At 39.4% G+C, this 24,839-nt stretch carries 30 protein-coding genes and 1 riboswitch; of the genes, 4 read left to right on the forward strand and 26 right to left on the reverse strand.

The genetic code is table 11. The annotated features are described in order from the left end of the window. Nucleotides 1-194: 194 nt before the first annotated feature. Nucleotides 195-443: a ferredoxin gene (locus tag QNI29_RS11735; RefSeq protein WP_231416701.1), complete on the forward strand. Its 249-nt coding sequence runs from the start codon at nt 195-197 to the stop codon at nt 441-443. A gap of 41 nt (nt 444-484) precedes the next feature. Here QNI29_RS11735 and QNI29_RS11740 read toward each other — a convergent pair whose 3' ends face one another. Continuing rightward, on the reverse strand, nt 485-940 hold the full coding sequence (locus tag QNI29_RS11740) for a helix-turn-helix transcriptional regulator (protein WP_231416702.1): 456 nt from the start codon (nt 938-940) through the stop codon (nt 485-487). Between the two features lie 130 nt (nt 941-1,070). Between QNI29_RS11740 and QNI29_RS11745 the strand changes: the two genes are divergently transcribed. Then, nucleotides 1,071-1,565 carry an inorganic diphosphatase gene (locus tag QNI29_RS11745; protein WP_231416703.1) on the forward strand — a complete coding sequence of 165 codons (495 nt, stop codon included), beginning with the start codon at nt 1,071-1,073 and terminating at the stop codon, nt 1,563-1,565. A 28-nt stretch (nt 1,566-1,593) separates the two neighbouring features. On the opposite strand, the gene QNI29_RS11750 is transcribed toward QNI29_RS11745, so the two are convergent. From QNI29_RS11750 to QNI29_RS11830, 17 genes are all read right to left on the reverse strand, one after another. Then, nucleotides 1,594-2,841: a hypothetical protein gene (locus tag QNI29_RS11750; protein WP_231416704.1), complete on the reverse strand. Its 1,248-nt coding sequence runs from the start codon at nt 2,839-2,841 to the stop codon at nt 1,594-1,596. Continuing rightward, nucleotides 2,828-3,370: an RNA polymerase sigma factor SigX gene (gene sigX, locus QNI29_RS11755; protein WP_231416705.1), complete on the reverse strand. Its 543-nt coding sequence runs from the start codon at nt 3,368-3,370 to the stop codon at nt 2,828-2,830. The genes QNI29_RS11750 and sigX overlap by 14 nt, the downstream gene beginning before the upstream one ends. A 183-nt stretch (nt 3,371-3,553) precedes the next feature. Further along, nucleotides 3,554-4,084, reverse strand: a complete 531-nt coding sequence (locus tag QNI29_RS11760; protein WP_231416706.1) for an ECF transporter S component — start codon at nt 4,082-4,084, stop codon at nt 3,554-3,556. A gap of 6 nt (nt 4,085-4,090) precedes the next feature. Beyond that, nucleotides 4,091-4,507 carry a DUF4430 domain-containing protein gene (locus QNI29_RS11765; RefSeq protein ID WP_231416707.1) on the reverse strand — a complete coding sequence of 139 codons (417 nt, stop codon included), beginning with the start codon at nt 4,505-4,507 and terminating at the stop codon, nt 4,091-4,093. Nucleotides 4,508-4,684: 177 nt separating this feature from the next. Beyond that, a riboswitch (cobalamin riboswitch) is annotated at nt 4,685-4,872 on the reverse strand. A gap of 76 nt (nt 4,873-4,948) precedes the next feature. Continuing rightward, the gene (locus tag QNI29_RS11770; RefSeq protein WP_231416708.1) at nt 4,949-6,718 is read right to left on the reverse strand and encodes an ATP-binding protein; all 1,770 of its coding nucleotides are present in this window, start codon (nt 6,716-6,718) and stop codon (nt 4,949-4,951) included. Further along, complete coding sequence (locus QNI29_RS11775) at nt 6,718-7,434, reverse strand: response regulator (protein ID WP_231416709.1); 717 nt, start codon at nt 7,432-7,434, stop codon at nt 6,718-6,720. Before QNI29_RS11775 ends, QNI29_RS11770 begins: the two co-directional genes overlap by 1 nt. A gap of 72 nt (nt 7,435-7,506) precedes the next feature. After that, nucleotides 7,507-8,703: a c-type cytochrome biogenesis protein CcsB gene (ccsB, locus tag QNI29_RS11780; protein WP_231416710.1), complete on the reverse strand. Its 1,197-nt coding sequence runs from the start codon at nt 8,701-8,703 to the stop codon at nt 7,507-7,509. 2 nt (nt 8,704-8,705) lie between these two features. After that, nucleotides 8,706-10,370, reverse strand: coding sequence for a cytochrome c biogenesis protein ResB (gene resB, locus QNI29_RS11785; RefSeq protein WP_231416711.1), 1,665 nt, complete (start codon nt 10,368-10,370; stop codon nt 8,706-8,708). 28 nt (nt 10,371-10,398) lie between these two features. Next, on the reverse strand, nt 10,399-10,947 hold the full coding sequence (gene resA / locus QNI29_RS11790; RefSeq protein ID WP_231416712.1) for a thiol-disulfide oxidoreductase ResA: 549 nt from the start codon (nt 10,945-10,947) through the stop codon (nt 10,399-10,401). A gap of 68 nt (nt 10,948-11,015) precedes the next feature. After that, nucleotides 11,016-11,744: a pseudouridine synthase gene (locus tag QNI29_RS11795; RefSeq protein ID WP_231416713.1), complete on the reverse strand. Its 729-nt coding sequence runs from the start codon at nt 11,742-11,744 to the stop codon at nt 11,016-11,018. A 93-nt stretch (nt 11,745-11,837) separates the two neighbouring features. Further along, entirely contained in the window at nt 11,838-12,371 is a 534-nt protein-coding gene (locus tag QNI29_RS11800; RefSeq protein ID WP_231416714.1) for a spore maturation protein, read from the reverse strand. Then, complete coding sequence (locus QNI29_RS11805) at nt 12,371-12,961, reverse strand: nucleoside recognition domain-containing protein (protein ID WP_231416715.1); 591 nt, start codon at nt 12,959-12,961, stop codon at nt 12,371-12,373. The genes QNI29_RS11800 and QNI29_RS11805 overlap by 1 nt, the downstream gene beginning before the upstream one ends. Further along, nucleotides 12,962-14,062, reverse strand: a complete 1,101-nt coding sequence (locus QNI29_RS11810) for a D-alanyl-D-alanine carboxypeptidase family protein (protein ID WP_284526484.1) — start codon at nt 14,060-14,062, stop codon at nt 12,962-12,964. A gap of 133 nt (nt 14,063-14,195) precedes the next feature. Further along, complete coding sequence (locus QNI29_RS11815; protein ID WP_284526485.1) at nt 14,196-15,047, reverse strand: superoxide dismutase; 852 nt, start codon at nt 15,045-15,047, stop codon at nt 14,196-14,198. A 93-nt stretch (nt 15,048-15,140) separates the two neighbouring features. Then, nucleotides 15,141-15,650, reverse strand: coding sequence for a DUF3907 family protein (locus QNI29_RS11820; protein WP_231416718.1), 510 nt, complete (start codon nt 15,648-15,650; stop codon nt 15,141-15,143). A gap of 211 nt (nt 15,651-15,861) precedes the next feature. Next, on the reverse strand, nt 15,862-16,461 hold the full coding sequence (scpB, locus tag QNI29_RS11825; protein ID WP_231416719.1) for an SMC-Scp complex subunit ScpB: 600 nt from the start codon (nt 16,459-16,461) through the stop codon (nt 15,862-15,864). Nucleotides 16,462-16,465: 4 nt separating this feature from the next. After that, nucleotides 16,466-17,209 (reverse strand): segregation/condensation protein A, encoded by a 744-nt coding sequence (locus QNI29_RS11830; protein ID WP_231416720.1) that lies wholly within the window; start codon nt 17,207-17,209, stop codon nt 16,466-16,468. Between the two features lie 176 nt (nt 17,210-17,385). On the opposite strand from QNI29_RS11830, the gene QNI29_RS11835 reads away from it, so the two are divergent. Together QNI29_RS11835 and QNI29_RS11840 are read left to right on the forward strand one after the other, a co-directional pair. Next, nucleotides 17,386-17,472: a YjcZ family sporulation protein gene (locus QNI29_RS11835; protein WP_036779535.1), complete on the forward strand. Its 87-nt coding sequence runs from the start codon at nt 17,386-17,388 to the stop codon at nt 17,470-17,472. Nucleotides 17,473-17,592: 120 nt separating this feature from the next. Next, nucleotides 17,593-18,114, forward strand: a complete 522-nt coding sequence (locus tag QNI29_RS11840) for a DUF309 domain-containing protein (protein ID WP_231416721.1) — start codon at nt 17,593-17,595, stop codon at nt 18,112-18,114. Between the two features lie 120 nt (nt 18,115-18,234). Here the strand turns inward: QNI29_RS11840 and QNI29_RS11845 are convergent, their stop codons facing one another. The 8 genes from QNI29_RS11845 to spoVAD all read right to left on the reverse strand — a co-directional run bounded on the left by QNI29_RS11845 (nt 18,235) and on the right by spoVAD (nt 24,828). Beyond that, nucleotides 18,235-18,582 (reverse strand): GNAT family N-acetyltransferase, encoded by a 348-nt coding sequence (locus QNI29_RS11845; RefSeq protein WP_231416722.1) that lies wholly within the window; start codon nt 18,580-18,582, stop codon nt 18,235-18,237. A gap of 336 nt (nt 18,583-18,918) precedes the next feature. Further along, nucleotides 18,919-19,377, reverse strand: coding sequence for a site-2 protease family protein (locus QNI29_RS11850; protein WP_231416723.1), 459 nt, complete (start codon nt 19,375-19,377; stop codon nt 18,919-18,921). 147 nt (nt 19,378-19,524) lie between these two features. Further along, nucleotides 19,525-19,959, reverse strand: coding sequence for a peptidylprolyl isomerase (locus QNI29_RS11855; protein WP_231417570.1), 435 nt, complete (start codon nt 19,957-19,959; stop codon nt 19,525-19,527). A gap of 39 nt (nt 19,960-19,998) precedes the next feature. Continuing rightward, nucleotides 19,999-21,309, reverse strand: coding sequence for a diaminopimelate decarboxylase (lysA, locus tag QNI29_RS11860; RefSeq protein WP_231416724.1), 1,311 nt, complete (start codon nt 21,307-21,309; stop codon nt 19,999-20,001). Between the two features lie 120 nt (nt 21,310-21,429). Beyond that, nucleotides 21,430-22,899, reverse strand: coding sequence for a spore germination protein (locus tag QNI29_RS11865; protein WP_231416725.1), 1,470 nt, complete (start codon nt 22,897-22,899; stop codon nt 21,430-21,432). Continuing rightward, nucleotides 22,883-23,458, reverse strand: coding sequence for a stage V sporulation protein SpoVABEA (locus QNI29_RS11870; RefSeq protein ID WP_231416726.1), 576 nt, complete (start codon nt 23,456-23,458; stop codon nt 22,883-22,885). Before QNI29_RS11870 ends, QNI29_RS11865 begins: the two co-directional genes overlap by 17 nt. Before the next feature lie 6 nt (nt 23,459-23,464). Then, a complete protein-coding gene (spoVAE, locus tag QNI29_RS11875; RefSeq protein ID WP_231416727.1) occupies nt 23,465-23,815 on the reverse strand; it encodes a stage V sporulation protein AE in 351 nt (116 codons plus the stop codon). Next, the gene (spoVAD, locus tag QNI29_RS11880; protein ID WP_231416728.1) at nt 23,815-24,828 is read right to left on the reverse strand and encodes a stage V sporulation protein AD; all 1,014 of its coding nucleotides are present in this window, start codon (nt 24,826-24,828) and stop codon (nt 23,815-23,817) included. The genes spoVAE and spoVAD overlap by 1 nt, the downstream gene beginning before the upstream one ends. Nucleotides 24,829-24,839: the final 11 nt, after the last annotated feature.

Here is a 24,839-nt window from a genome sequence, read left to right on the forward strand (position 1 = left end):
GTTCCCATTCAAACGCTCAGTCGAGGGATGAGTCAAACGCAGGTTGCCTCGTGAAATAGCCGATTTTTTGTTGAAATGTTAAGAAAGTAGCTTTACAATATGATATGAGGCGAAAATGTTTCCAAATAAGGATACTTATATATGTAATAGAAAGATCCATACCAGGGTCTTGAATTTTTAGGAGGGTATGTGACATGGCTAAGTATACAATTGTTGACAAAGAAACGTGCATTGCATGTGGTGCATGTGGGGCTGCAGCTCCAGACATCTATGATTATGATGATGAAGGCATCGCATTTGTCATATTAGACGACAATAAAGGTACTGCGGAAATTCCGGAGGACCTTCATGAAGATATGGAAGATGCATTTGAAGGTTGCCCAACAGACTCCATCAAAGTAGAAGACGAGCCATTTGATGGTGACCCGCTTAAGTTCGAATAGTTTCTGCCCTAAAAGATCCCTTCCTTTATTGGAGGGATCTTTTATTTGGATTCTCCTAGCTCAGCTAACTTCTGACGTGTTTCCTCAAGATCAAAGCTACTAAAATAACGGTAGTGCCTTTCGTCAATAATGCGGTAGTGTTGGCTTAGAACGTTCTGCTGTATCACATAGCTATTGTGTTCCTCTATAGTTGTCCACCATACTTTCCCTCCGAGTGTACGCTGCTTTGACCTAGTTACTGAATCATGAGCAATCGTTTCTAATACCTCAAGCGGGTCATCTCCAAGTGTATGCTGAATAACCTCACTATCTCTGAATAAAGCAACCATCGCTACTAAAGTTGTCCAACTCGCCTCAATACGTCCTTTTTCAATTTGGACTAGCGTCTTCTTTGATACACCGAGTATCATAGACATACGTTCTTGTGTGTAGCCTTTTTCGACACGAACAAGCTTGACTTTGGGTGAAAGTTGCTCAACTAAAGAGTGTTGGTCCATTTATCATCAGTCCTAACATACGTCGATACCTTTATTTTAACACGTTCTATCCTTTCCTTCCTAGCTAAATGTTGATATAATATAAATCTGTAACAACTTACATACTATTGTCGAATAAGGAGGCATTCATATGGCTGAAAATAAAGTAATTGACGTGTTTATTGAAATTCCAACAGGAAGTCAGAACAAATATGAATTTGATAAAGAAAAAGGTGTATTTAAACTTGATCGAGTACTATTCTCATCACAGTTCTACCCAGCTGAATACGGGTATATTGATGACACTTTAGCATTAGATGGTGATCCTCTAGATGCTCTTGTTCTCGTTACTAATCCTACTTTCCCAGGGTGTGTAATTGAATCCCGCATTCTAGGTTTCTTAAACATGATTGATGATGGTGAAGAAGATCAGAAACTGATCGCTGTGCCTACTGAAGATCCTCGCTTTAAAGATATTCATACACTAGATGATCTTCCTCAGCACAAGCTTACAGAGATTTCTCATTTCTTCCAAACGTACAAAGACCTACAAGGTAAGAAAACTGAAATCGGAGAGTATGAAGGTGTAGAAGCCGCTAACAAACTGATTGATGACTGTCTAGCACGCTACGAAGAAAATAAATAAAAAAAAGCTCGCCTTTTGGCGAGCTTTTTTATTTAGAGTAACTTTGATTTGCAGGCATGGGATTCACACTAAATGGAACTTGCAGAGACTTAGTGAAGTTATATGTTCCTAAACGTTCAAAAGGAAAACCATTAAACTTGACCTCTTGGTACCCAAATTCCTTTGCGGTCATAAGAATGGATTCAATCATCCACAAGGTGTAGCGGGCCTGTTCCAAGCCTTCAACACCATTAACGTTGACCTCAAGTGTATCACCGGTAGTTTCTACTGCCATTACCTCTACCTCTTTAGGAATCGTTCCTTCCACATTAAAGTTAGGTTCATCTACTTTCAGCTTATTTAACGCCTCTTCAACTGTCGCACTTTGATTGATAGGTACCTGCACAAACAACTGCAACCCATTTGGTGAGTTAAACCGTTTATATACAGATATCCCATCCAATTTTATCTGCTTTAGACCTGAATTATTTCCAAGGTCTACACCAGGTTCACCATTCGTTTGAAGATCAATGGTTTGAATGTTTAGAGGCCGAAACATGGCTTTTAAAGACTTTAAAAAGATGTTTTCCTGAGCTGAGGAACCTGGAAATTCGTAATCTTCAGGAAAACCCGCCACCACTATTCGTTCTTTTTGGTTAATATTAAACGAAACAGAGGAAAACTGATACTCCATTACGCCCCAATCTTCTTGAATAGAAGGGGAAAGAGAATTGTATAACTGCTCAACGGTTTGAGTATCATTTACGGACTGAAATGTAAAAGGAATAATATATTGTCCTTGCACATCCGCAAAAGGCAAAGTCGCATATTTCTTATTATCCTCTCTATACACGACCTGAGAGCTTAACGCACTGTCAGTGGCAACAAATCCTTGTTCACTATCGTTACCCATATCTGATTTTGACTGATCACTTGACTGATGGCTCTCTTCTGTTTCTTGAAGCTTTGCCTCTTTATACTCATGAGCTTCACTTGTCGATTGGTCAGCACTTGCGTCCATTGACTCATTAGATGAAGCCGTATCGTGTTGAGCATTATCCATTTGCATAGAAGGGAAAGCAACGACGAAAAAGAGAATAATGGCTGCTAGTGAAGCTATTCCTGCTCCCCAAGCTGTTAGGGCCTTCTTGCGTTTGGATCGTTTCTGTACATGCTGAAACCGCTTCGTTGATATCTTTCTGTACAATTCTTCACTGCTTTGCCGGTCTTCTACACTCGGCATCCGGTTCAGGAGATCTTGAATGGAATCATCGTTGTGATGGTTATTTCGTTTCACGCTGGATCCCCTCCTCATATTCCTCATTCATAAGGGATTGTAGCGCCTTCATCCCTCTGTGTTGTGTGGTCTTTACTTTGCTAACCGTCATCCCTAATATATCAGCAGTCTCCTGTATGGACATGGATTGAATAAATCGTAAGATAATCACCGTCTTCTGGTCCATTGTACACTTTTCTAAGCAATGATACATTTTTTGAATTTCTTCATTTTGAAGAGCAATTTCCTCAGGGATTGGTTGTCCGTCTTCAATAAGATGACCTTTTTCTCCCCAGTCAAAGAATTCTAAAATTCGATTTCTCTTTCTCTTTTGCTTTCTGAAGAAATCAATCGTAACATGGCGTGCTATTGAAAACATCCATGTCTTTTCACTACTATCCCCATTGAAACGGTCATAGGAATTCATTACTTTTATATAGACTTCTTGAACGAGATCCTCAGCTTGTTCCCGGTTTTTAACCATATAAAATATAAATTGAAACACATCTTTATGATATTTCTCATAAAGATCTTGAAATACGGAATCCATTCACGAACCTCCCGTTCATAACAATAGTCGTTATTTATGTAAATACGTTACACCCGTACCATACTATAAATTATTTTCTAGGTTTTGAATAGACCATATTATCCCAATCCAAAGGTTTTTTCCAAATAAAACAAAAATTAAGAAAGTCTTCCCGAAACAATTCGATAATCATAAAAAACCCAATCAGTTCAAAGTCTGATTGGGTCTGCTAAAAGATTTAAAATTTTTCTTTTCGTATAATTGAAACAAACGGGATAAGACAGGATACAAGATGACCATAAAAACGACATTTCCAACCGCATGATACGTATCAAAAGGGAGACTCGTTAACCAATAGGCAAAGAAATGGTTTCCGATCTGGCCATATGTAACGGCCATTATAAATCCAAAGAAATACCCACTCATACCCGCAAAGAAGGCAAATCCATACAATGGAATCTTATGACGATATTTCCCTAGTAAACCCGCGAGAAGTCCAATAAGAGACCAACTCACAATTTGAGGCAACGTCCATATTCCCATACCAAGCAACATATTCGATAAGATTGTAGTCAAAATGGCAAGGATAACGGAATAAGAAGGACCTAACCAAATTCCACATATAATAATGATTGCGGTCACAGGCTGGACATTCGGATAAAAGCTGAATAAAAATCGACCTACAGTGGCAAGAGAAGCAAGCAATGAAAGCAGCGTTAACCTGTATAAGTTCATCGTTTCTTACTCCCAGCTATGAAAATCAAATGTCACAGAATCCCCAGCCTCTAATTTATAATCCTTCGCTCCAACCATTGCTTCTTCCCCATTTACAGTATAAAACCAAGCCTTTTTCTCTCCATCTTCAGGGCTAACTCCTTCAATAGCAGTGATAAAGCCGTCATTTCCAGCCTCTAAATTAAAATTAGCTTCCATGACTTCCATAACCGTCATACCGTCTTCAATTTCAACCTCTTTTTCACTTATAACTTCTTCCCCGTTATTTTTGGTGATTTTAACTTCTACTTGTTGCTCTTGTTCTTCTTGCGTGGACTGGTTATCTGCATCTCCATTGCTTCCACCTTCTGTGGATTGTCCACATGCTGCAAGACCTCCTAGTACAAAAAAGGACACCAAAAATAGTTGTAACAGTTGTTTCACTTTACCCTCAACCTCTCTGAATTAGTATGTAGAGGTTCCTTAGCTTCGAAGTGACCTAATCCATAAAACGTAATAAAAAAGACTCTCCCTTTTATTGGAAGAGTCTTTGAGCATGACAAATCTCGTTATTTATACAATAGACAAGAAAGGTCTCTCAAACGCTCAATCCTCGAAGCTTTGAAACCGTTAACTATGGCAGGTCTACTGACTTGTGTATCGATCTACTCGAGAGCCTTCCCTTACATCTAACATATAAAGTGGCATTTCTCTTTCGTCCACACGTACAGTTGCGAGGACAGTTCTGGATTCTAACCAGATTCCCTATTCAGCTCTCTAGTGAGAGCACCATAATTAAAAATATGAAATTATCATCTGCTTGTATCGTAGCACAGTATTCTAGAAAAAGGAAGTCTAATATTTAGGTGAACCTATCTATTCTAATCAGGATTCGTTGATATTTGGAAGTCTAAACAAGAAGGTTGTTCCTTCCCCTTGTTTACTGTGAACGGAAATAGAACCTTTATGAGCCTCCACAATATTTTTGGCAATCGCTAGGCCTAATCCAGTCCCCGTTTTTCCGCCTTCGCTTCTTTTACGCGATTTATCCGCTTTATAAAAACGTTCAAACACAAATGGTAGATCTTCTTCAGCTATACCAATCCCCTGGTCGCGAATTGAAAATTGCACGTCCTCTTCTTCTTTTTCTACATCTACAAAGACTAACTTATCATGATCGGTATGGCGGATGGCATTATCGAGGAGGTTTGTTAACACCTGCTCAATACGGTCGTAATCAAAGTAGACTTGTCCCAAGTCCTCATCTACCTGAACTTGAATGGTAATGTTCTTATCATTCGCAAGACCTGTAAACTTTTTCACAATTCGCTCAATGTAGTCATGGAGATCAACTAGCTCACGGTTTAACTGAATATGACCAGCTTCCATGCGAGCCAAATCTAAAAGCTCATTCACGAGTCTACCTATTCGCAAGGATTCATCATAAATGATCTGCGCTAATTCATTCTTGTCCTCTTTTGATTCCGCAATATCATCCACAATGGCTTCACTATACCCCTGCAACATGGATATAGGTGTACGGAGCTCATGAGACACATTCGCTATAAAGTCTTTCCTTAGTTTATCGAGTCTTCTTTCTTCAGTCATGTCACGGATAACAGCCACTGCACCCCGGACATATGTTTTGTCATAAAGCGGAGTCATGATGACAACAAAACTACGGCCTTGTACGACGAGCTCGGTCATAATCTCTTTTTCTTTCGTAATAACTTCCTCAAGCATTTCCTGTAACTCGCCAGGTAAGAGATCATGATTAGGCAGTCCATTTTCATGTTCATAAAACCAAGAATCGATAAATTGATCAGCCGGAGGATTTGTAACAAGCATATGCCCTTTACGGTTCAATGTGATGACCCCATCAGCCATCGATCGAAGAATCCCTGATAATTGCTCCTTCTCTTGGTTCAAAGCATTAATATGGAATTTTAATTGCCTTCCCATTCGATTAAATGCCATAGCCAGTTCCCCAATCTCATCGTGCGTTAAAATGGGAACTTTCGTATTAAATTCTCCCCTAGCTAATTCAAATGCCCCTTCTCTCATTTTTATAAGAGGCGAGGTAATTCGAGTCGATAGGAAGAAAGCAAAGATTGTAGTTAAAATAATAGCTATCCCTGCTCCAAGGAAAATGATTTTCGTCGTTTGAGAGGTAGTCTGTTCAACAAAAGCCAGAGACTGATAAACAAATATTCCAGCTCCTTCATTTGATAAAGGGATCCCCACAATCATAACGTGGGTGTCAGTTCCAGGAATAATGTCCTCCTTCATAACTGTCTCATTAGATGCAAATACAGTAGATAACGATTCATCCTCGTATAACCATTTGATCGGAACAACTGGCACGTCCTCTTTATAGGTAGGTGAAATCCATTGATCCTTATCATCAAAAGCCACAACAATTCTGCTTGAAGGGTCTATAATTTTCTCAGCAATGGATAAAGCCAAAGGTCTCTCTTCATATTCATCAAGAATATCCTCAACCTTTTCAGCGGTTTGCATTAATTCTTGTTCTGCTTGATAGACATGATAACTTTCAAAAAATTCAAGTAACAGTACCGTTAAAATAAATAAAACAAAAGATACTAAAAGTAGTATAGTAAACCAAAGCTTACCTACTACACTCCTCCAAAACATTAGTCACCAACTACCTCAAATTTGTATCCGACGCCCCATACAGTAACAATCATTTTAGCGGCATCTTTAGATACTTTACTTAGTTTCTCACGAAGGCGTTTCACATGAGTATCAACTGTTCTCAAATCACCAAAAAACTCATACTGCCAAACTTCTTTTAAAAGCTGCTCACGATCAAATACTTTATCAGGTGCCTGCGCAAGGAATAGGAGTAGTTCATATTCTTTTGGAGTCAAACTCACATCTTTCCCGTCGGCTTTCACGCGGTGAGCATCATTATCAATGGTTAAATGATCGAAAACCAACACGTCTCTTGCACCTGTTTCCGTTTGAAGAAATTTCGTGGAAGAAGAGCGTCTTAACAGTGCTTTTACACGTAGTACAACTTCTCTTGGACTAAACGGTTTTACAATATAATCATCTGTTCCAGCCTCAAACCCTTGTACACGATTGGACTCTTCCCCTTTAGCGGTTAACATGATTATGGGTGTGGCCTTTTTCTCTCGAATTTCTTGACACACTTCAATCCCATCTTTTCCAGGCATCATCAAATCAAGAAGGATCAAATCGAAATCATCTTTATCAGCCATCTCTAAGGCTTCTTCTCCGTCTTCAGCCTCGACCACTTCATATTCTTCTCTTTCTAAATACATTCTAATTAATCGACGGATGCGTTCCTCATCATCTACTACTAAAATTTTTCCACCTTGGTCCATAAATGGTTCTCCCCTCTCAATCTGTGTTACAACAAAGGCTACAAATCTTAATGATTAGCAGCCTTTGTCAATTTAAGCGTATGAATGTAGACCTGCTAACACCAGGTTAACAGCAATTAGGTTAAACATAATAATGGCAAATCCGATTACGGCTAACCATGCAGATTTCTCGCCATGCCAACCTGCACCTAAACGTAGATGTAAGAATACTGCATAGAACAACCACGTTATAAGAGCCCATACTTCTTTAGGGTCCCATCCCCAGAAACGGTTCCACGCAATTTGCGCCCAGATCATCGCAAAGATCAGTCCACCTAATGTAAAGACAGGAAATCCAATGGCTACTGCTCGATAGGACACTTCATCGACTAATGAAGGCTTCACACGAGTTAATTTAGGCTGAATGGCTGCAGCAACCCGCTTCCTTAACAATAGCCTTGTTAACCAATATAAGGCTAAGCCTACAAGAAGGGACCAAATCATAGTATTTAACTTTCTTGCAGCCTTCTCTCCTTTCATCCAAGAAGGAGCTTCAAATAAAGGTCCGCTTCCTCCGTTATTTTGTAAGGTACCATCTTTAGGACCTACAATCGGAGGGAGTGTATATTCTACTGTGCTTACTTCAGTCATTCCTTCTTTAGGAGGAACATCAAATGCAGCTTCATAACCAGCTAATCTGAATCCACTTGTTATCACAATAAATCCAATTACGGCAAAGATCGTGTAAATAATAAATTCTAACCATGACGTTTTCTTCGTCTTTTCGGTTTGATCAATGGTTTTGATTAAGTACAATAAGCCAGCTGCAAAACTGACAGCTAAAATAGCCTGTCCAAGTGATACAGTAGAAACATGAATATACAGCCAGTGGGTATTAAGCGCTGGAATTAAAGGCGAAATTTCACTAGGAAACATGCTTGCATAAGCGATAACTAATAAAGCTACTGGTAATACAAATAGCCCTAAAATATTTAAACGGTAGATAAAATAGATAACAATAAAAGCTAGCACTAGCATCATGCCGAAGAACGTTGTGTATTCAAATAAGTTACTAAGTGGGGCATGATGGCTAGCAATCCAGCGAGTAATAAAGTAGCCCACTTGAGCCACAAAGCCAACGATGGTTATTCCAATTCCTATAGTACCCGCCTTTGACACCTTCTGTTTAACGTCTTTCTCACGAATCGTACCTCCGAAAAAGAAAGTAGCGATTAGATAAAGAAAAAAGGCGGCATAGAGTAAATTACTACTTATTGTGCTTAGTTCCAACTTTATTCCTCCTTACCCTTTGAACCATTATGGGGCTCCTCTTTTAACTCCTGCTGGTCCTCTGGTTCTTTAACATTCGTCCCATCTAAGACTTTTTCTATATCTTTCTTAAGACCAAACCAGTTTTTATTCGTGTGACCTGCAATCCAAAATCCCTTTTCTCTCCTGTGAATCCATATTCGTCTATGATTCCAATACATTCCTTGGATAACGCCAATCATAAAGATCGCACCACCAATACCTAATAAAGGCAAAGTGTAGTCTTTACGTATGGTTAACCCTGTTACGTCTCGTACTTCTAAATCAGCAATTCCAAGTTTATATTGATTTTCTCCACCAGGATCTAAATTAGACCCTATTGCAAGAAAGTTCACTTCTGGTTCATCTTCTCCAGGTGGGTAAACATGGAACACAAAAGCAGGATCTTTAGGGTATTTGGAGAAAGAGCTTGGGACCCCGTCTTTCATTTCGAACTCAGGGTAGTAATCATAAAGCTCCACTCTGTAGCCATTATCCAGTGTATATTCTGGTTCCGGATCCACTAAATCCACTGTAAACTCTCCAAGAGATTTCTCTTCCGGATCATTTCTCTCATGTAATTTAAAGGTCATCGTTTTAAATTCATTTAACTGATAAGTTGTTTGATAAATGGCATATCCATTTATTTTTAACGGTTCATTAACCCGGATTTCCCCATTCTTTACTTCTTTCAATTCAGGGTCCACACCAGGGAGAGCTTCGTCTGTACGTTCATATAATACAGCATTTGTCTGATAGTTTTTCGGTACAGCTCCACCTTGTTTTTTGATGGCTTCTTTATACCTCTCATCATCTTCATCATACATCTCAACAATGAAATCCTCATTCTTGATATAGTACTCGCCTTCAGTTCCCTCAAGCATTTTGGTTTCGCCTTCTCGAACCCATACGTTGGCATCGACATACATAGAAGGAACAAACCGCAGTAAGGCACCTAGAAGGAAAATGATTAACCCTATGTGATTGACATAAGGTCCCCATCTTGAGAACCGACCCTTTTCAGCAAGGACATGCCCGTTCTCTTCTGTTACCTTATATCGGCGTTTTTTTAAATTTTCTACAATACTATGGTAGTCCTCATTCGAAGCATCCTCTGCTTCTCCAAATACGCGTTGCCTCTTTAAAAACGTTTCGTGTCGTTTTGGTTTCTGCTTCTTTAAAGCACGATATAAGGGTACGACACGATCAATACTACAGATAACAAGTGAAACCCCTATCGAGGCTATTAAAATCATATACCACCATGAACCATATAAATCATGAAACCCAAGCTGGTAATAAATCTGGCCTGCCATCCCATAATTCTGTTCATAATATTGTTCAGGAGGTAAAGGAGACTGATTGTTCATCGCCTGTGGAAAAATTGTTCCAATGGATGAAGCAATTAATGTAATGGCAATTAGCCAGACCCCTACTTTTACAGAAGAGAAGAAATTCCAAATCTTATCAACAATTGTTTTGTTGTATGTTTTAGAACGTCTCGCACTTCCATCATATCTCATGTTCAAAAGTTTGCTTTTGTTATTCCCATCAATGTGCTGATTTTCTTCTACTGGTTTCCCACAAGCTTCACAGAGAACGGTCCCTTCAGGGTTAATGTGTCCGCACTCACATTTGATTTTGTTCATGTAAAAACCTCTCTATCCCTTGGCTCGTTTAAGACTCAGGTGTTATGTCTTGTAAATAACCCTCCAGACGATCGAGCGTTAATGGTCCAATGATTTTCTTTTCAATGGTACCGTCTGGATTAATAAAATAACTAGCCGGTAGGTAGCCTACCCCATACTCCCCCATAACTTGGCCTTTTTTATCATGAACGATTGGAAATGTGATTCCGTATTCATTTAAGAATCGCTTAACGACGAGTTCACTTTGATCGAGATTAACTGCCAGAATCTCTACATCTTTATCCTTGTATTTCTTATATAACTCTTCCATATAAGGCATTTCTTCTTTACAAGGTTCACAGTATGTAGCCCAAAAGTTCACCATAACACCCTTGCCTTTAAAGTCAGAAAGTGCAAGAGCATCGGCCGTTTCATGATTAACCGTTTTCAATTTAAAATTTGGAGCCGTGTCTCCTTCTTTTAAAACGGCCTTTTCACCATCTGTAAAGGAGGAATAGAGCGCAAACCCAACGGCAATCGCCAGCACGACTAAAATGATACTACGAAAAATCAGTCTTTTTTTCTTCTTATCTGCCATGTTTGTCACTCCTCCCGCACATTATACCATTTTACATAGTGGTAAACTTTGAAAATTTAGTTACAATTTTATTCTGATGCTTTTTTTAGTAATTTCACTTCATGGGGAGTGAGTTCCCGGCATTCGCCTGGTTGAAGACCTTGAGTTGTTAAAAAGCCATACCGTTCACGCTTCAATTTATCAACAGGATATCCTAACGCCTCAAACATACGACGGATTTGACGGTTCTTCCCTTCGTGAAGAATCATCTGAATAATCGATGTATTTTTCTTTCGATCACTAGATATCATTTTTGTGTGAATGGCTTTTAAATACTCTCCGTCTGATTTAATTCCTTGTTTTAAACTCTGCAATTCTTCTTTAGTCGGTATACCTTTTACCTTCGCTACATATACTTTATCGATTTGATGCTTAGGGTGCATAAGAGACTGCGCAAATGATCCATCATTTGTAAGGATAATCAGCCCAGATGTATCATAATCAAGCCTTCCAACTGGGTACACGCGTTCATTTACCTCAGGTAAAAAGTCTGTAACTACTTTACGATCTTTGTCATCACTAACACTAGAAATTACGCCTCTAGGTTTATATAACAAGTAATAAACAGGAACTTCTTTCTCGAGAGGGACCCCATCTACTTCTACCGTATCATTAGGCCCTACTTTGGTTCCAAGCTCACTTACAACTTTCCCATTTACTTTAACTCTTCCATCTGTAATATAAACTTCTGCTTTTCTTCTTGAAGTTACTCCACTTTTTGCAATAACTTTTTGCAATCTTTCTTGATGATCTGCCATTTTCAAACTCCTTTTCAATCTAACTATGTAGACTTATAATGCACAACAAATGCGCTAACATGAAGATGTTAACGCATTTTCATCTTAACGCTTTTATGAGCCAAATACAATCGACACAACGATGATAGAGGCAATTATACCAATAAAATCCGCGATTAGTCCAACTTTCAATGCATCCCCCATACGCTTAATCCCTACAGCCCCAAAATATACCGTAATAATGTAAAGCGTTGTATCTGTACTTCCTTGCATTGTAGAGGCAAGTCGCCCCAAGAAAGAATCAGGACCATGTGTTCCTATAATTTCAGTTGTCATCCCAAGAGCTGCTGTACCCGATATAGGCCTCACCATGGCTAAGGGGACAATTTCTGAAGGAACACCAACAAGCTGTAATAAAGGGGAAAATAGCGCTACGATCGATTCCATCGCACCTGAAGCTCTAAAGATAGCTATAGCCACCATCATTCCTAATAGAAATGGTAGAAGACTAATAGCCATTTTAATCCCCTCTTTCCCTCCTTCTACGAATGTTTCATAGGTTGGGACTTGCTTAATTGTCCCAACAATTAAAACAAGTAAGATGAGCAAGGGGATCATCCATGTACTGACAGTTGTTAACCACTGCATTACTTGGCCCTCCTCTCACGTAACGTATAAAAAAAGCGATCCACCAATACAGCTCCCAGTGTAGAAATCAAAGTGGCTACAATCGTCGTGGCCACAATTTCAGTAGGAGCAACAGATTCATATTTCATCCGTATGGCAATGACAGTAGTCGGGATTAACGTTACAGAGGATGTATTAATAGCTAGAAAAGTAATCATCGAACGACTCGCTTCATCGCTGCCAGGCTGCAACTTCTTCATCTCTTCCATTGCTTTGATCCCCATAGGTGTAGCTGCATTCCCAAGACCGAATAAATTCGCAGAGATATTAGACAGTATATATCCCATAGCAGGGTGTTCAGCAGGAATATCAGGAAAAAGCCTTTTAATTAGAGGGCGGAACAAGCGGGATAACATATCAAGTAACCCCGCCTTTTCAGCAATTTTCATGAGCCCTAGCCAAAAGATCATCACACTCATTAAGCTAATGCTTAACATAACAGCGTCATCAGCTGTTTGAAACAATGCCTCATTCACATCAGTCATTGTTCCATTAAACATTGCGAAGATAATACCTCCTGCCGCCATAAAAACCCATATTAGATTAACCATCTAGTTCGCCCCTATTAGGTTTTTAAAGAAGGAAAAAACAGAGCTTGCAAAATCCTTGTTCCCTGGTTCAGGTGCTGGATTAGCCATAACAGAAGCTTCTGCAATGACTTCACCATTCACTTCAAAGATCGTGTGACCTAGTATAGGAGTAACAGACTGATAATCGGTAGGTTTTTGAATATGAGTGGTTGCTTTTACTTCATTAAATTCTTCATCGGTCAATGGTGCTTTAATAGAATCCCAAATGTAGCCCGTCATTTTATCATCTGAGCCGAGTGATTGCTCTCCTTCTTTTTTCAAATCTCGCATTTTGTAAGTATCAAAACCCCAATTAAACGTATGGATGTGATCATTCCAATCATCTGGTCCATTTAATGTAACCATAATTAAATTCATGCCGTTCTTTTCTGCTGTTGATACAAGAGTACGACCTGCCGTCTTCGTAAAGCCGGTTTTACCACCTGTACTATGGTCGTAAAGCTTTGTGAGCAGCTTATTCTTATTCCCCCAAGCATACGTTCTTGTATCCGACTTGTAGGTAGTCGTTCCAGCGATCTCTCGATAGACCTCATTATCCATTGCGTACCTGGTTAATAAAGCCATATCATAAGCTGTGGAATAATGTCCCTCCGCATCTAGCCCATGAGGATTTGCAAAGTGAGAATTTTTCATTCCAATCCATTCTGCTTTTTGATTCATAAGGTACACAAACCCTTCCATACTCCCTCCTACATGTTCTGCAATAGCCATGGCAGCATCGTTGCCAGAACGAAGCATAAGACCATACACGAGGTCTTCAAGCTTCATCTTTTCACCTTCTTCTAAATAAATAGAAGACCCTTCCGTATAGACAGCTCGTTTTGATGTCTTAACCGTGTCTTCCATCATACCTGACTCAATTGCAATAATAGCGGTCATGATCTTTGTAATACTTGCAATATTCCTTTTTTCATGAGCTTGTTTCTCATAAAGAACTCGTCCAGTTTCTTGCTCCATTAGCACGGCATTGCGTGCTGAAACGGAGGGTTTCGCCTTCACTTGTAATGGAGATAATAACAAACTTAAACATATACTAAGTAACAGAATCCTCGTTAACTTCAAGGGGAATCCTCCCATTCCATAAACTTTGTATTAACATATGCGAGCGTGACAAGCATATGAATCATTTCAGCATCCCAATCATTGCTAAATCAAAAAAAGAGCCAGGTTACTCCTGGCTCCTTAGCACTTTGAATTAATATAATTTCCACTTTAAATCTTTCACGGACTGAAATCGTTTGGAAGCATCCTTCCAATTCACTACATTCCACCAACTATCAATATAGTCAGCTCGTTTATTCTGGTATTGCAAATAATAAGCATGTTCCCATACATCGAGCGCCAATATCGGAATGACATCCCACAGAGATACGTTCTGATGTTTTTCTACTGTCTGGATAGCTAATCTTCCTGATCGCAATTCCCAAACCAACAAGGCCCAACCAACGCCCTCGACCGATTTAGCAGCATCAGTAAATTGCTTCTTAAAAGTCTTAAAACTTCCAAAGTCACGATTAATCTGTTTTAACAGTTCCCCTTCAGGCTTTCCTCCTCCATTTGGAGACATGTTAAACCAAAAGATCGTGTGTAAAAAATGGCCCGACCCATTAAATGACTGTTCCCTCAGCCAGTGCTTAATTAATGTATCTTTTCCGTTTTTACGAAGCTTTTCTAACTCAATTTCTGCTTTATTTAATCCATCTACATAAGATTTGTGATGGACATCATGATGAAGACGCATGATTTCTTTTGAGATATAGGGTTCAAGGGCGTTGTAGGCATAAGGAAGAGGAGGTAATTTGTGTTTCCCTATTGGCACACGCTCTCTTTGCCTTGTATCCTCAACATGATCCTCAAGATGATACATGATTCGTTCCCCTTCAAGCACCACGTCCTCTACATCCTCTTTAGTAATTTCATTTTTTTGAAGTGTTTTTTGAATCATGTTCTTCCATTGATCAAAATCATCCATCCATCCCTCAAGCTTTTCTTTTTCAATGGGAGCTTCTTTCAGGTTTTTTTCTACTTCATTTGCCCAATTAAGCAATGAGCGTAAGTATTGTCTTCTTTCCTCTTGCATACGAATCACCTCGTCGTATCGTATGCCCCACGCCCAGAAAAAGTGAAAAGCTCCTCTAAGTTAAGAGGAGCTTCTTTGGTCTTCATTCATTACCATCTTGGTATGATAATCTGTTTCATAATACGCTAGATCTTCTCGCATTTGTTGGAATGATTTCTCTAATTTCACAATTAACTTCTTAAAGGATTGCGGGGGTTCATGATGATATTTTATAGCATTGTTCCCCGTATATGCAGCGCGGCTATCTTCGTACCATATGTCCCCTTTGGGTGAGAAAAACTCCATCACACATTGATGATAGATGCCATAAAGCGTTCGCTCAGCAGCTGGTTTACGAAAGCTTTCAGATTTTAAAATAACTTGCACAGCATCATAAGCTTCATCGCAAAAAACTTCTAAACGCCTTAACGCTTTTAATAGTAACTTATAATACTCCTTATGATGACTGCCCTCTTCGAGGAGCATAGCACCCATGGATTGTTGATTTAAGTAGTCGTTCGTGTCAGTTACAGATTGCTGTAAGATATCTTTTACCTCTTCCATCTGTGCACGAACCATCTGATTACTCATGTAAAGACCTCCTTTATTTAGGTCATTCCTGAAAAATACATCCCCATAGAGAAATAAATAAGCGTTTTTCTATGGTACATACTTATTCGACAACTCCCATGCAATGTCCTTTTTTCTAACTAGATTCTCAGGTTATGTTGCCTCCCCCTTATTTTCAAAAGGATAAGTCCAGTAATAGGAATAAACTATATAAAAAAGAACCTTCCTAAGTTCAGGAAGGTTCAGATGAATCATCAAATGTTTCTTGGAAAGACTCGAAGAATAGGTCTGCTTCATCTTCCATATCTAGTTGCTCCGCACCTTCTGGCAGTGGCGGGAGTTCTTCTATAGAAGTTAAACCAAAATACGTTAAGAAATCGGTGGTCGTACCATAAAGGATCGCACGGCCACTCCCCTCTTTCCTTCCCCGTTCTTCAATTAGTGAACGGTTAATTAATGTTTGAATAGGACGCTCACTCTTCACACCCCTGATTTCTTCTACCTCAGTTCGGGTAATTGGCTGTTGATAAGCAATGATGGCTAATGCTTCTAAAGCTGCCTGTGATAAGCGAGAAGAGTGGGGAGCATCCTTCAGGCGTTGAAAATACGCAGAGTGCTCAGGTTTCGTTGTTAGATGAAAGAAAGCTTTGGACTTCATTAGTGATATTCCTCTAGATGGCTGGTCGTAGTCCTCTTTAAGATGTTCTAATATCGTATCGACAGTATTAGGGTCAGTATCAATAATTTCAGCAAGTTGTTTCTTTGTCATTCCTTCATCTCCTGCTGCAAATAAAAGTCCTTCTACAATCGCTTTTAATTCATTCATTTCCATGTTGCTATTCCTCCATCTTGTATAACACGAGTTCGTCGAAGTGGTTGGATTGTTCACAATAAACTTCTCTGCTTTTCATAAGTTCTAAGATTGCTATAAAGGTTACAACAATGTGAGTCCGCGTAGGAAATGGGAACATTTCAAAGAAACGTACCCCTCCACGAGAATGTGTAATCACATCACGCACTTCATTCATACGATCTTGTATCGGAATTTCTTGTCTTTGTATGCGAGTTTCTAATGGCTGTTCCCATTTCTTACGTTGAAACAATTTCTGCATAGCTCCAATCATATCATAAATGGAAACGTTCCCTGAATTGCTCACGGGTTGCTGCTCCTCCTGTTCTCCTTCCATATTCATTGGGGGACGAGTATAGATCTGCGTGGCTTCTAATTCCCGTTCTTTTAATTCATCGGCAGCTTCTTTATATTTTCGGTACTCAATTAAACGTCTCATTAATTCTTCACGTGGGTCCTCTTCCTCATACTCCTCGTCTTCTACTTCAAGTTCCTGGTTAGGCAGAAGCATCTGACTTTTAATTGCTAAAAGCGTAGCAGCCATTACAAGATATTCACTGGCTACATCCAATTCTAATTTTTGCATGGTATGGATATAAGCCATGTACTGTTCGGTAATGGTCGCAACAGGTATATCATAAATATCAATTTCATATCGGTTTATCAAATGAAGCAAAAGATCCAGAGGACCTTCGAAGGCATCAATTTTTACTGTGTAGCTTGTATTCATATTGTAATCCTCTCTATTACGTACAAAGTACCCCATTTTATTGGATTATGAAAAAATTCTCCGAGACCGGTACAAACGCCCATACAGAATAAGGCATTTTCTCATAAGGTATACCGTAAGATAAATGTTATCAAAAAAACATTTATCCGTTAACAGAAAATAAGGAGGAATTCAATATGAGTTACGGTTATGGTGGCGGATTTGCGTTAATCGTTGTGTTGTTTATTCTATTGATCATTGTTGGTGCTAGCTGGTTATATTAATTAATCGTTTCATGAGGGAGCTAGATGTTGGCTCTCTCTTTCCTTATTCTTCTCATTTTCTTCTGCCTTTCCACCTATGATACACTTATGCTATGTACACTTTTGAAAGGAGTCTACCCTTTGTTTGAACAAGCCTATATTGATTATCTAGCACATTTCCATGGCACTAGAGACTATTTTGAATGTCATGAATTACTTGAAGAACGTTGGAAAGAAGATAAACCTCTTGATAAAAACGCACTATGGGTAGGCCTCATCCAGTTAGCTGTATCCCTTTATCATCATAGACGTGAAAACTTTAATGGTGCTAAACGAACGATCCAAAAAGCAGAAGCAATCCTGACAGATCATTACGGTGAATTAGGTGAATATGGATTAGATGCTAAAGCCTTACTTTCTATGATTGATACCATTCGTTATCGCATTGAACATGAACAACCCTATCAAAGCATGGAGATCCCACTCATGTCTGATGAATTAAAGAAAGCAGCTTCTCTTCGTTGTAAAGAATGGGGAATCTCATACAACACACCAAGCGACCTGCATGATGAGACAATCATCCATCGACATAGTATGAGAGATCGTACAGATGTTATTAATGAACGTTTAGAGGCTTTATCACAAAGACGCTCAAGTCAGTAGCAATATCCAGGAATGATACCCACCCTTTATTTATAAGCAAGATGGTATTCCATCATAAACGATGAAAAAAGCCAGTTTCCTCAAAAAGAGAGGAGCTGGCTTTTTATGCTTCCTTCCGGATTATGCATCACAATGGTCTACAAAGGTTTCTGTGTATTCATTAGAACACACATGATAACGTTCCCCTAACTGATATTTGACAGCATCCACCATTTGTTTACCAATCCCGGTATTACGATGAGAAGGATTAACGGTTAAGTGTTGAATAACCGCTTTTGATTGGTCATCAAATTGAATGCCAATGGCACCCAAGATGTCCTCCTCTTTCCACAAATACAACTGCCAGTTGTCGTTACTTTCATATTCCCGGATTGTTTGTAATAATTTCTTTACGTCCTTTTCCTCTGGCATGAAAGATAACAAACCCATGGCAATCTTTTCAAAACTCTTTTTATATCGAATTAACATATGAACCCCTCATTATGAAAATAACTTCCCAATCATTGATATCCAAAAAAGTACAATACATCAATAACTAAGTTCATTTTTCATCTCTTTTGTTCTTGTATTATTCAATCAAGAACAAAAGCAATCTATCAATCTACTTGAAAGGCAACGCTTAGTCAACGATCTAAACTTTACTTACTGGATTACAAATAGGATCCAGTAAATCACGCCCCATATTAAACTCACTCCGAGTAAAATTGAGAAAAGGATCCAATTCTTTTTCTTCAATTTTTTACTCCTCCCTTATTATAACGACATTCGTTAAATATGCAAGCCCTTCCCATTTTATCTCTTAGGTTATGAACTCTTTCTCAGAATCCCTATAAGATCTTGAAGAATCAGAGATCCATCTGAGCGTTTACCTCGAATTTTAAACGGGATTAAGTTCACAGCAAAAAGCCATAGGTTAAAAATGATCATAAACGATAAAATCGGATGAGGGAAATATAGATAGCTCCCCCACGAAAGCACAGCTCCTCCTAAACTAAAAAGAGGTCCACCTAGAGAAATCGCAATTCGTTCACCAGGCTTAAAAACATCTTGTTTATCATAAGAAGCCATAGCACCTAAGAAGTATAAAGAAGCAATATGTATAGAGAATGAAGGATGGACTTGCATTTGGTAAGCCGGCCCCACCCCTAGAAAAACCTCTACACGTTCCGCACCCGCGCTTCGTGCCAATAGGGCATGACCGCATTCATGGAGAAGTAAGCATAAAGGAGCTATGAGGAATAGTAAACTGAAAAACACAACCATTAAAAAAGACCCCTTCTATCCAAATCTATACATATTTTCTCTTTCATCTAAAGAGATTGCAAGTATGTTTATTAACTAACGCGGCAGTTGACAATATAAGTTCATTAAAAAAACTGTTCCATTTTTATGGAACAGTTTTTCCACTACTTAATCTTCCCAAACTTTCACTTCTTGCATAACATCACCAGGATGAATACGTAAAACGGTATCCATTCCTTCTGTTACTTGACCAAACACAGTATGAGCACCGTTTAGATGCGGTTGTGGTTCATGAACGATAAAGAACTGGCTTCCGCCTGTATCCTTACCAGCATGCGCCATGGAAAGAGAACCTGCCTGATGAGTGTGAGGATTTCCTTCTGTCTCACATTTAATTGTGTAGCCAGGACCACCTGTTCCATTTCCTTTAGGACAGCCTCCTTGAGCTACGAACCCTGGAATGACACGGTGGAATGTTAACCCATTATAAAATCCTTCGTTAGCTAATTTGGCAAAGTTTTCAACTGTACCTGGTGCTTCATTTGGGTATAGATCGAAATGAATCACTTCACCGTTTTCGAATGTAATTGAACCTTTATTCATCATGTATGGTTCCTCCTGTTTACTCTATGTTTTCGTTTTTTAGACGTTTTCGGGGGGAGTGTATGGCAAATCTAACCGGGTCATTTCCTGATAAGATTCTCGTTTAATAACCAATTGATGATGACCATCCTCTACAAAAACAACAGCCGATTTAGGAAATCGATTGTAATGGTTACTCATGGAATACCCATAAGCTCCCGTGCTAAATGTAGCTAGCAGGTCTCCACTCTCCACTATAGGAACATCTATATCCCATATTAACATATCTCCAGACTCACAGCACTTCCCTGCAATAGAAACCGTTGTTTGTTTCTCTTGATTGACCTTATTTGCTACCACTGCTTCATATTTAGCAGAATACAGAGCCGGTCGTAAATTGTCGGTCATTCCCCCATCGACAGCCACATACGTCCGTACATTTGGGATATTCTTTATTGACCCAATTGTATACAAAGTAACTCCAGCATCACCAACTATTGCTCGACCTGGTTCAATCCAAATCTCAGGAAAAGTGAAATTATAGGAATCTACTTGGACTTTTACCTCTTTAACTAATCTATGTACATAATGAGATAATGGGAGTGGCTCATCGGAATCTGTGTACTTAATGCCGAATCCACCACCTAAATTAAGAACTTCCGGATGAAAGCCATACGTTTCTTTCCAGGCACCTAAGGCTTCATATAATTTTCTAATAGCCATAATAAAGCCATCTGTCTCGAAGATTTGCGAACCTATATGGCAGTGTAGCCCTTTTAAGCTCATATGTTCTTGATCTTTCAGAAGATACTGAACCGCTTTGTCAGCTTGACCGTTCCATAAGTCAAATCCAAATTTTGAATCTTCTTGCCCAGTAAGAATATAATCATGTGTATGCGCCTCGATTCCTGGAGTCACGCGGAGCAATACATCCATAGAAGCATTTCTTTCAGCCAACAAACCTTGTAATAGCTCCATTTCAAAGAAGTTGTCGATTACAATGCAACCGATTTGTTGATCGATTGCCATTTCTAATTCCTGAATGCTCTTGTTATTTCCATGTAAATGAATGCGTTCTGGAGGAAACGATGCTTCTAATGCTGTGTATAATTCTCCTTGCGAAACCACATCTAGACTAAGTCCTTCATCTTTCGCCACTTGAAGCATGGCTATGGAGGAAAATGCTTTTGAAGCATACGCGACCTGAGCTTCAACTCCTAACTCCTTGAAGGTATCCACAAAGTTCCGAGCATTTCGTCTAATTTGATTTACATCATATACAAATAAAGGTGTACCATAGGTTGAAGCAAGTTCAACCGCATCCACACCGCCGATCATTAAGTGTCCGGGTTCATTCATTTCCTGTTCCATTTAAGTCACTCCCGTTCTACGTCAAACCATGAAAAAGAAGACAGAATGATGCTGCCTTCTTTCATTCGTTAGAAGATTAAAATAAATTTACCACATCATAAGTTGTTATTCAATAAACAACTACGACTGACGATAATCGTTTTGAGGCTTGACGATACTTGGACGATTCTTCGCTAAAGGAACAGCTACACGGAAAAGGATTTGCATGAGCGCTCCAAAGTTAAACGGTAAAAACGGCCAAAAATACGGGGTATTTAAAGAGTTCGTTCTTGTTAACAACAGTACATAGAGGGTAAATCCGATAACAAATCCTTTAATACCAAATAGAGCTGTGATTAACAATAATGTGATTCGACTGATCTTATTTGCCACACTAAGCTCATAACTAGGTGTAGCAAATGAGCCAATAGCACTCATCGAAACATATAAGATAACTTCAGGGATAAACAATCCTACGTCAATGGCAATTTGTCCAATCAATACAGCAGCAATTAGACCCATTGCCGTCGAGAGCGGGGTCGGCGTGTGAATCGCTGCAATCCTCAAAAATTCAATTCCTATATCTGCGATTAACAACTGAGCAAATACAGGGATGTTACTCTCATCGTGTGGACCTATAAACTTTAACGATTGGGGCAATAACGTTGGATCATCGACCATGAGTAGCCAAAAAGGTAATAAGAATACAGACATAAAGATTCCCAAATAACGAATCCAGCGAACGAATGATCCTACGATGGGAGCTTGACGGTATTCCTCTGCATGTTGCACATGATGAAAAAATGTTGTAGGTGTGATAATCATACTTGGTGATGTATCCACCATAATTAACACGTGGCCCTCAAACAAATGAGCAGATGCTACGTCAGGTCTTTCTGTATAGCGTACAAGCGGGAAAGGATTTTTCCCCTGGCTTACCAAATACTCTTCAACAGTTTTATCCGCCATCGATAACCCATCTATATCAATGCTTTGAATTTCCTCTTTAATAAGTTTAATTAAACCTTGATCAGCAACATCTTGTAAGTATGAAATACAAACGTCGGTCTTGGAGCGTTCGCCAACCTGAAAGATTTCGTGGCGAAGCCGCTCATCTCTCACCCGTCGGCGTGTTAGTGATGTATTCTCGATGATATTCTCTGTATACCCATCCCGTGAACCTCGGACAACCTTTTCTGTGTCAGGCTCACTAGGTGTTCGTCCAGGGTACATACGGACATCTACTATAAACGCTTCACTATATCCATCAATAAATACGATAATTAATCCTGACAGCAGCTGGGTTGTTGCTTCACCTAGATCTTTTACTTTTGACACTTGTTGATGGACTAATCGATTCTCTACAATGGAGAATAATTTAGATTTATTATGTCGTTCAACATCATTGATCTCAATTAACTTCTTCATTAGTTCAATAATGTATTGAGTATCACACATGCCTGTTAAGTAGTAAATATCAATGTCTTTTTCAAATACTTTAATCTTTCTAAAACCTAGATCAAATGATACTCCTACCCCGACGCGATCTTTAAGAAATTGCTCATTTTCTTTTATTTTGGAAGAGATCGGTTGACTACTCCCCTTTTTCATTTTTATCAGCCCTTTCCAAAATCAGTTCAATCGCCTTCCTTGTTATTGGCACTCCCTTTTTTAAGTCGTCTTGGCCATACATTTTACCGATATCTCCAATGGCAACTACAGTAGGAATATCCAATTCATCAAGGGAATAGACCGTATCCCCACTAATTCGACCAATTTCCATTTCTCTTTCCCCTTCTTTGTCGACCCCTTCTGCAACAATTTCCCCTTTCCGATCGATAGCGAATGTAAATCTTGACCACTCACGGAAACGAGTATGAGAAGCTACTGCTATCGCTCCGATAATATCAATCGAAGGCTCCTTGGCTAAATCTAATAACACTCGCTCCCCTGGCCCAACCCCTTGGATTCCTGCGTCATCTAATAAAACATAAACGGGTTCAGCCTTGGCTCTATTAACCGCTTTAATAATTTCCCCAGAAGACGCTGTCGTCGGATTAGCGGAATATTCAGCAAGAGAAGTTCCTCCGATTTCTCTTGCCAAATAATCTATAGCGTTCCTGGCATATTCATCTCCGTCTGTAATGACAATGACTTGTTTTGAAAGCATATGCATCTATCCTTTCGGTTTGAATACAAGGGCGACAAGGAAGCCAAACAAAATGGCTGATGCGATTCCAACGGATGTTAAATGAAAGATCCCAATTCCAATACCAAGCAGCCCATTCTTATCTGCTTGTTCCATAGCTCCATGTAACAAGGAATGACCAAAGCTCGTAATCGGTACGGTAGCCCCCGCTCCTGCAAATTCAATTAGTTTATCGTATATATTAAAACCATCGAGAACAGCACCAGATACTACAAAGGAAGCCATAACGTGCGCTGGGGTTAATTTAAATACATCTAATAAGATTTGACCAATAACACAAATGGCCCCTCCTACTACAAACGCCCACACATAATCCATTATTGTTCCTCCTCTCGCATTAATACGACGCCGTGAGCTATTGTTGGAATCGATTCCTTTTGTTGAACCATGGTAGGACTCATTAGGGCTCCAGTTGCTACAACTAATATGCGCTTATATTTTCCTTTTTCAAGTGCCTGAATTAAATGGCCATATGTCACAACGGCTGAGCATGCACAACCACTTCCTCCAGCAAAAACTTCCTGATCGCTGTTGTAAATCATGAGTCCACAATCGTTATGAACTTGTTCCATATTGTACCCATCTTCTTTTAACATGTCCTTTACAATTGGACTTCCAACACCTGATAGGTCTCCTGTTACAATCAAGTCATAATCCGTCGGTAGTCTGCCCATATCTTCAAAGTGTGTCTTAATGGTGTCATAAGCCGCAGGAGCCATAGCCGATCCCATATCGAACGGGTCTTTAGCTCCATAATCCATTACTTTACCAATAGTAGCCGCTTCAACACGAATGCTTGACTTTTTCTTACTCACAAGAGCAGCACCTGCACCAGTTACTGTAGAGGTAGCTGTCTTTGGTTTTTGGCCTCCATACTCCGTTGGATAGCGAAACTGTCTTTCAGCTGTTGCATTATGACTACTCACAGCAGCCACAACATGATTAGCAAATCCACCGTCTACAAGAGCACTTCCTACAGCTAACGTTTCCATTGAAGTTGAACAAGCACCGAACATACAAAGAAATGGAATGGATAAAGAACGGGCTAGATAGTTAGAGGTAACATTCTGATTTAACAAATCACCTGCTAAGAACAGATCAACCTGTTCCTTCGTAAGCTCGCCTTTGTTGAGACAAGACTGTACGGCTGTTTCCATTAGTTTTCGTTCAGCTAACTCCCAATTGCCCTCATCACAATGAAGATTCTCAAAACTCTTATCAAAAGTACCGGCTAAAGGTCCTTTTGCTTCCCTCGGACCGACAGCTGTACCCGTAGCATTAATATAAATGGGGTTTTCATATACCCAAGATTGTTTCCCTTGCTTTCGCATGAAGGTCACCT

The sequence above is a fragment of the Pontibacillus chungwhensis genome (genome assembly GCF_030166655.1).
In the GTDB taxonomy this organism is placed as follows: Bacteria; Bacillota; Bacilli; order Bacillales; family BH030062; genus Pontibacillus.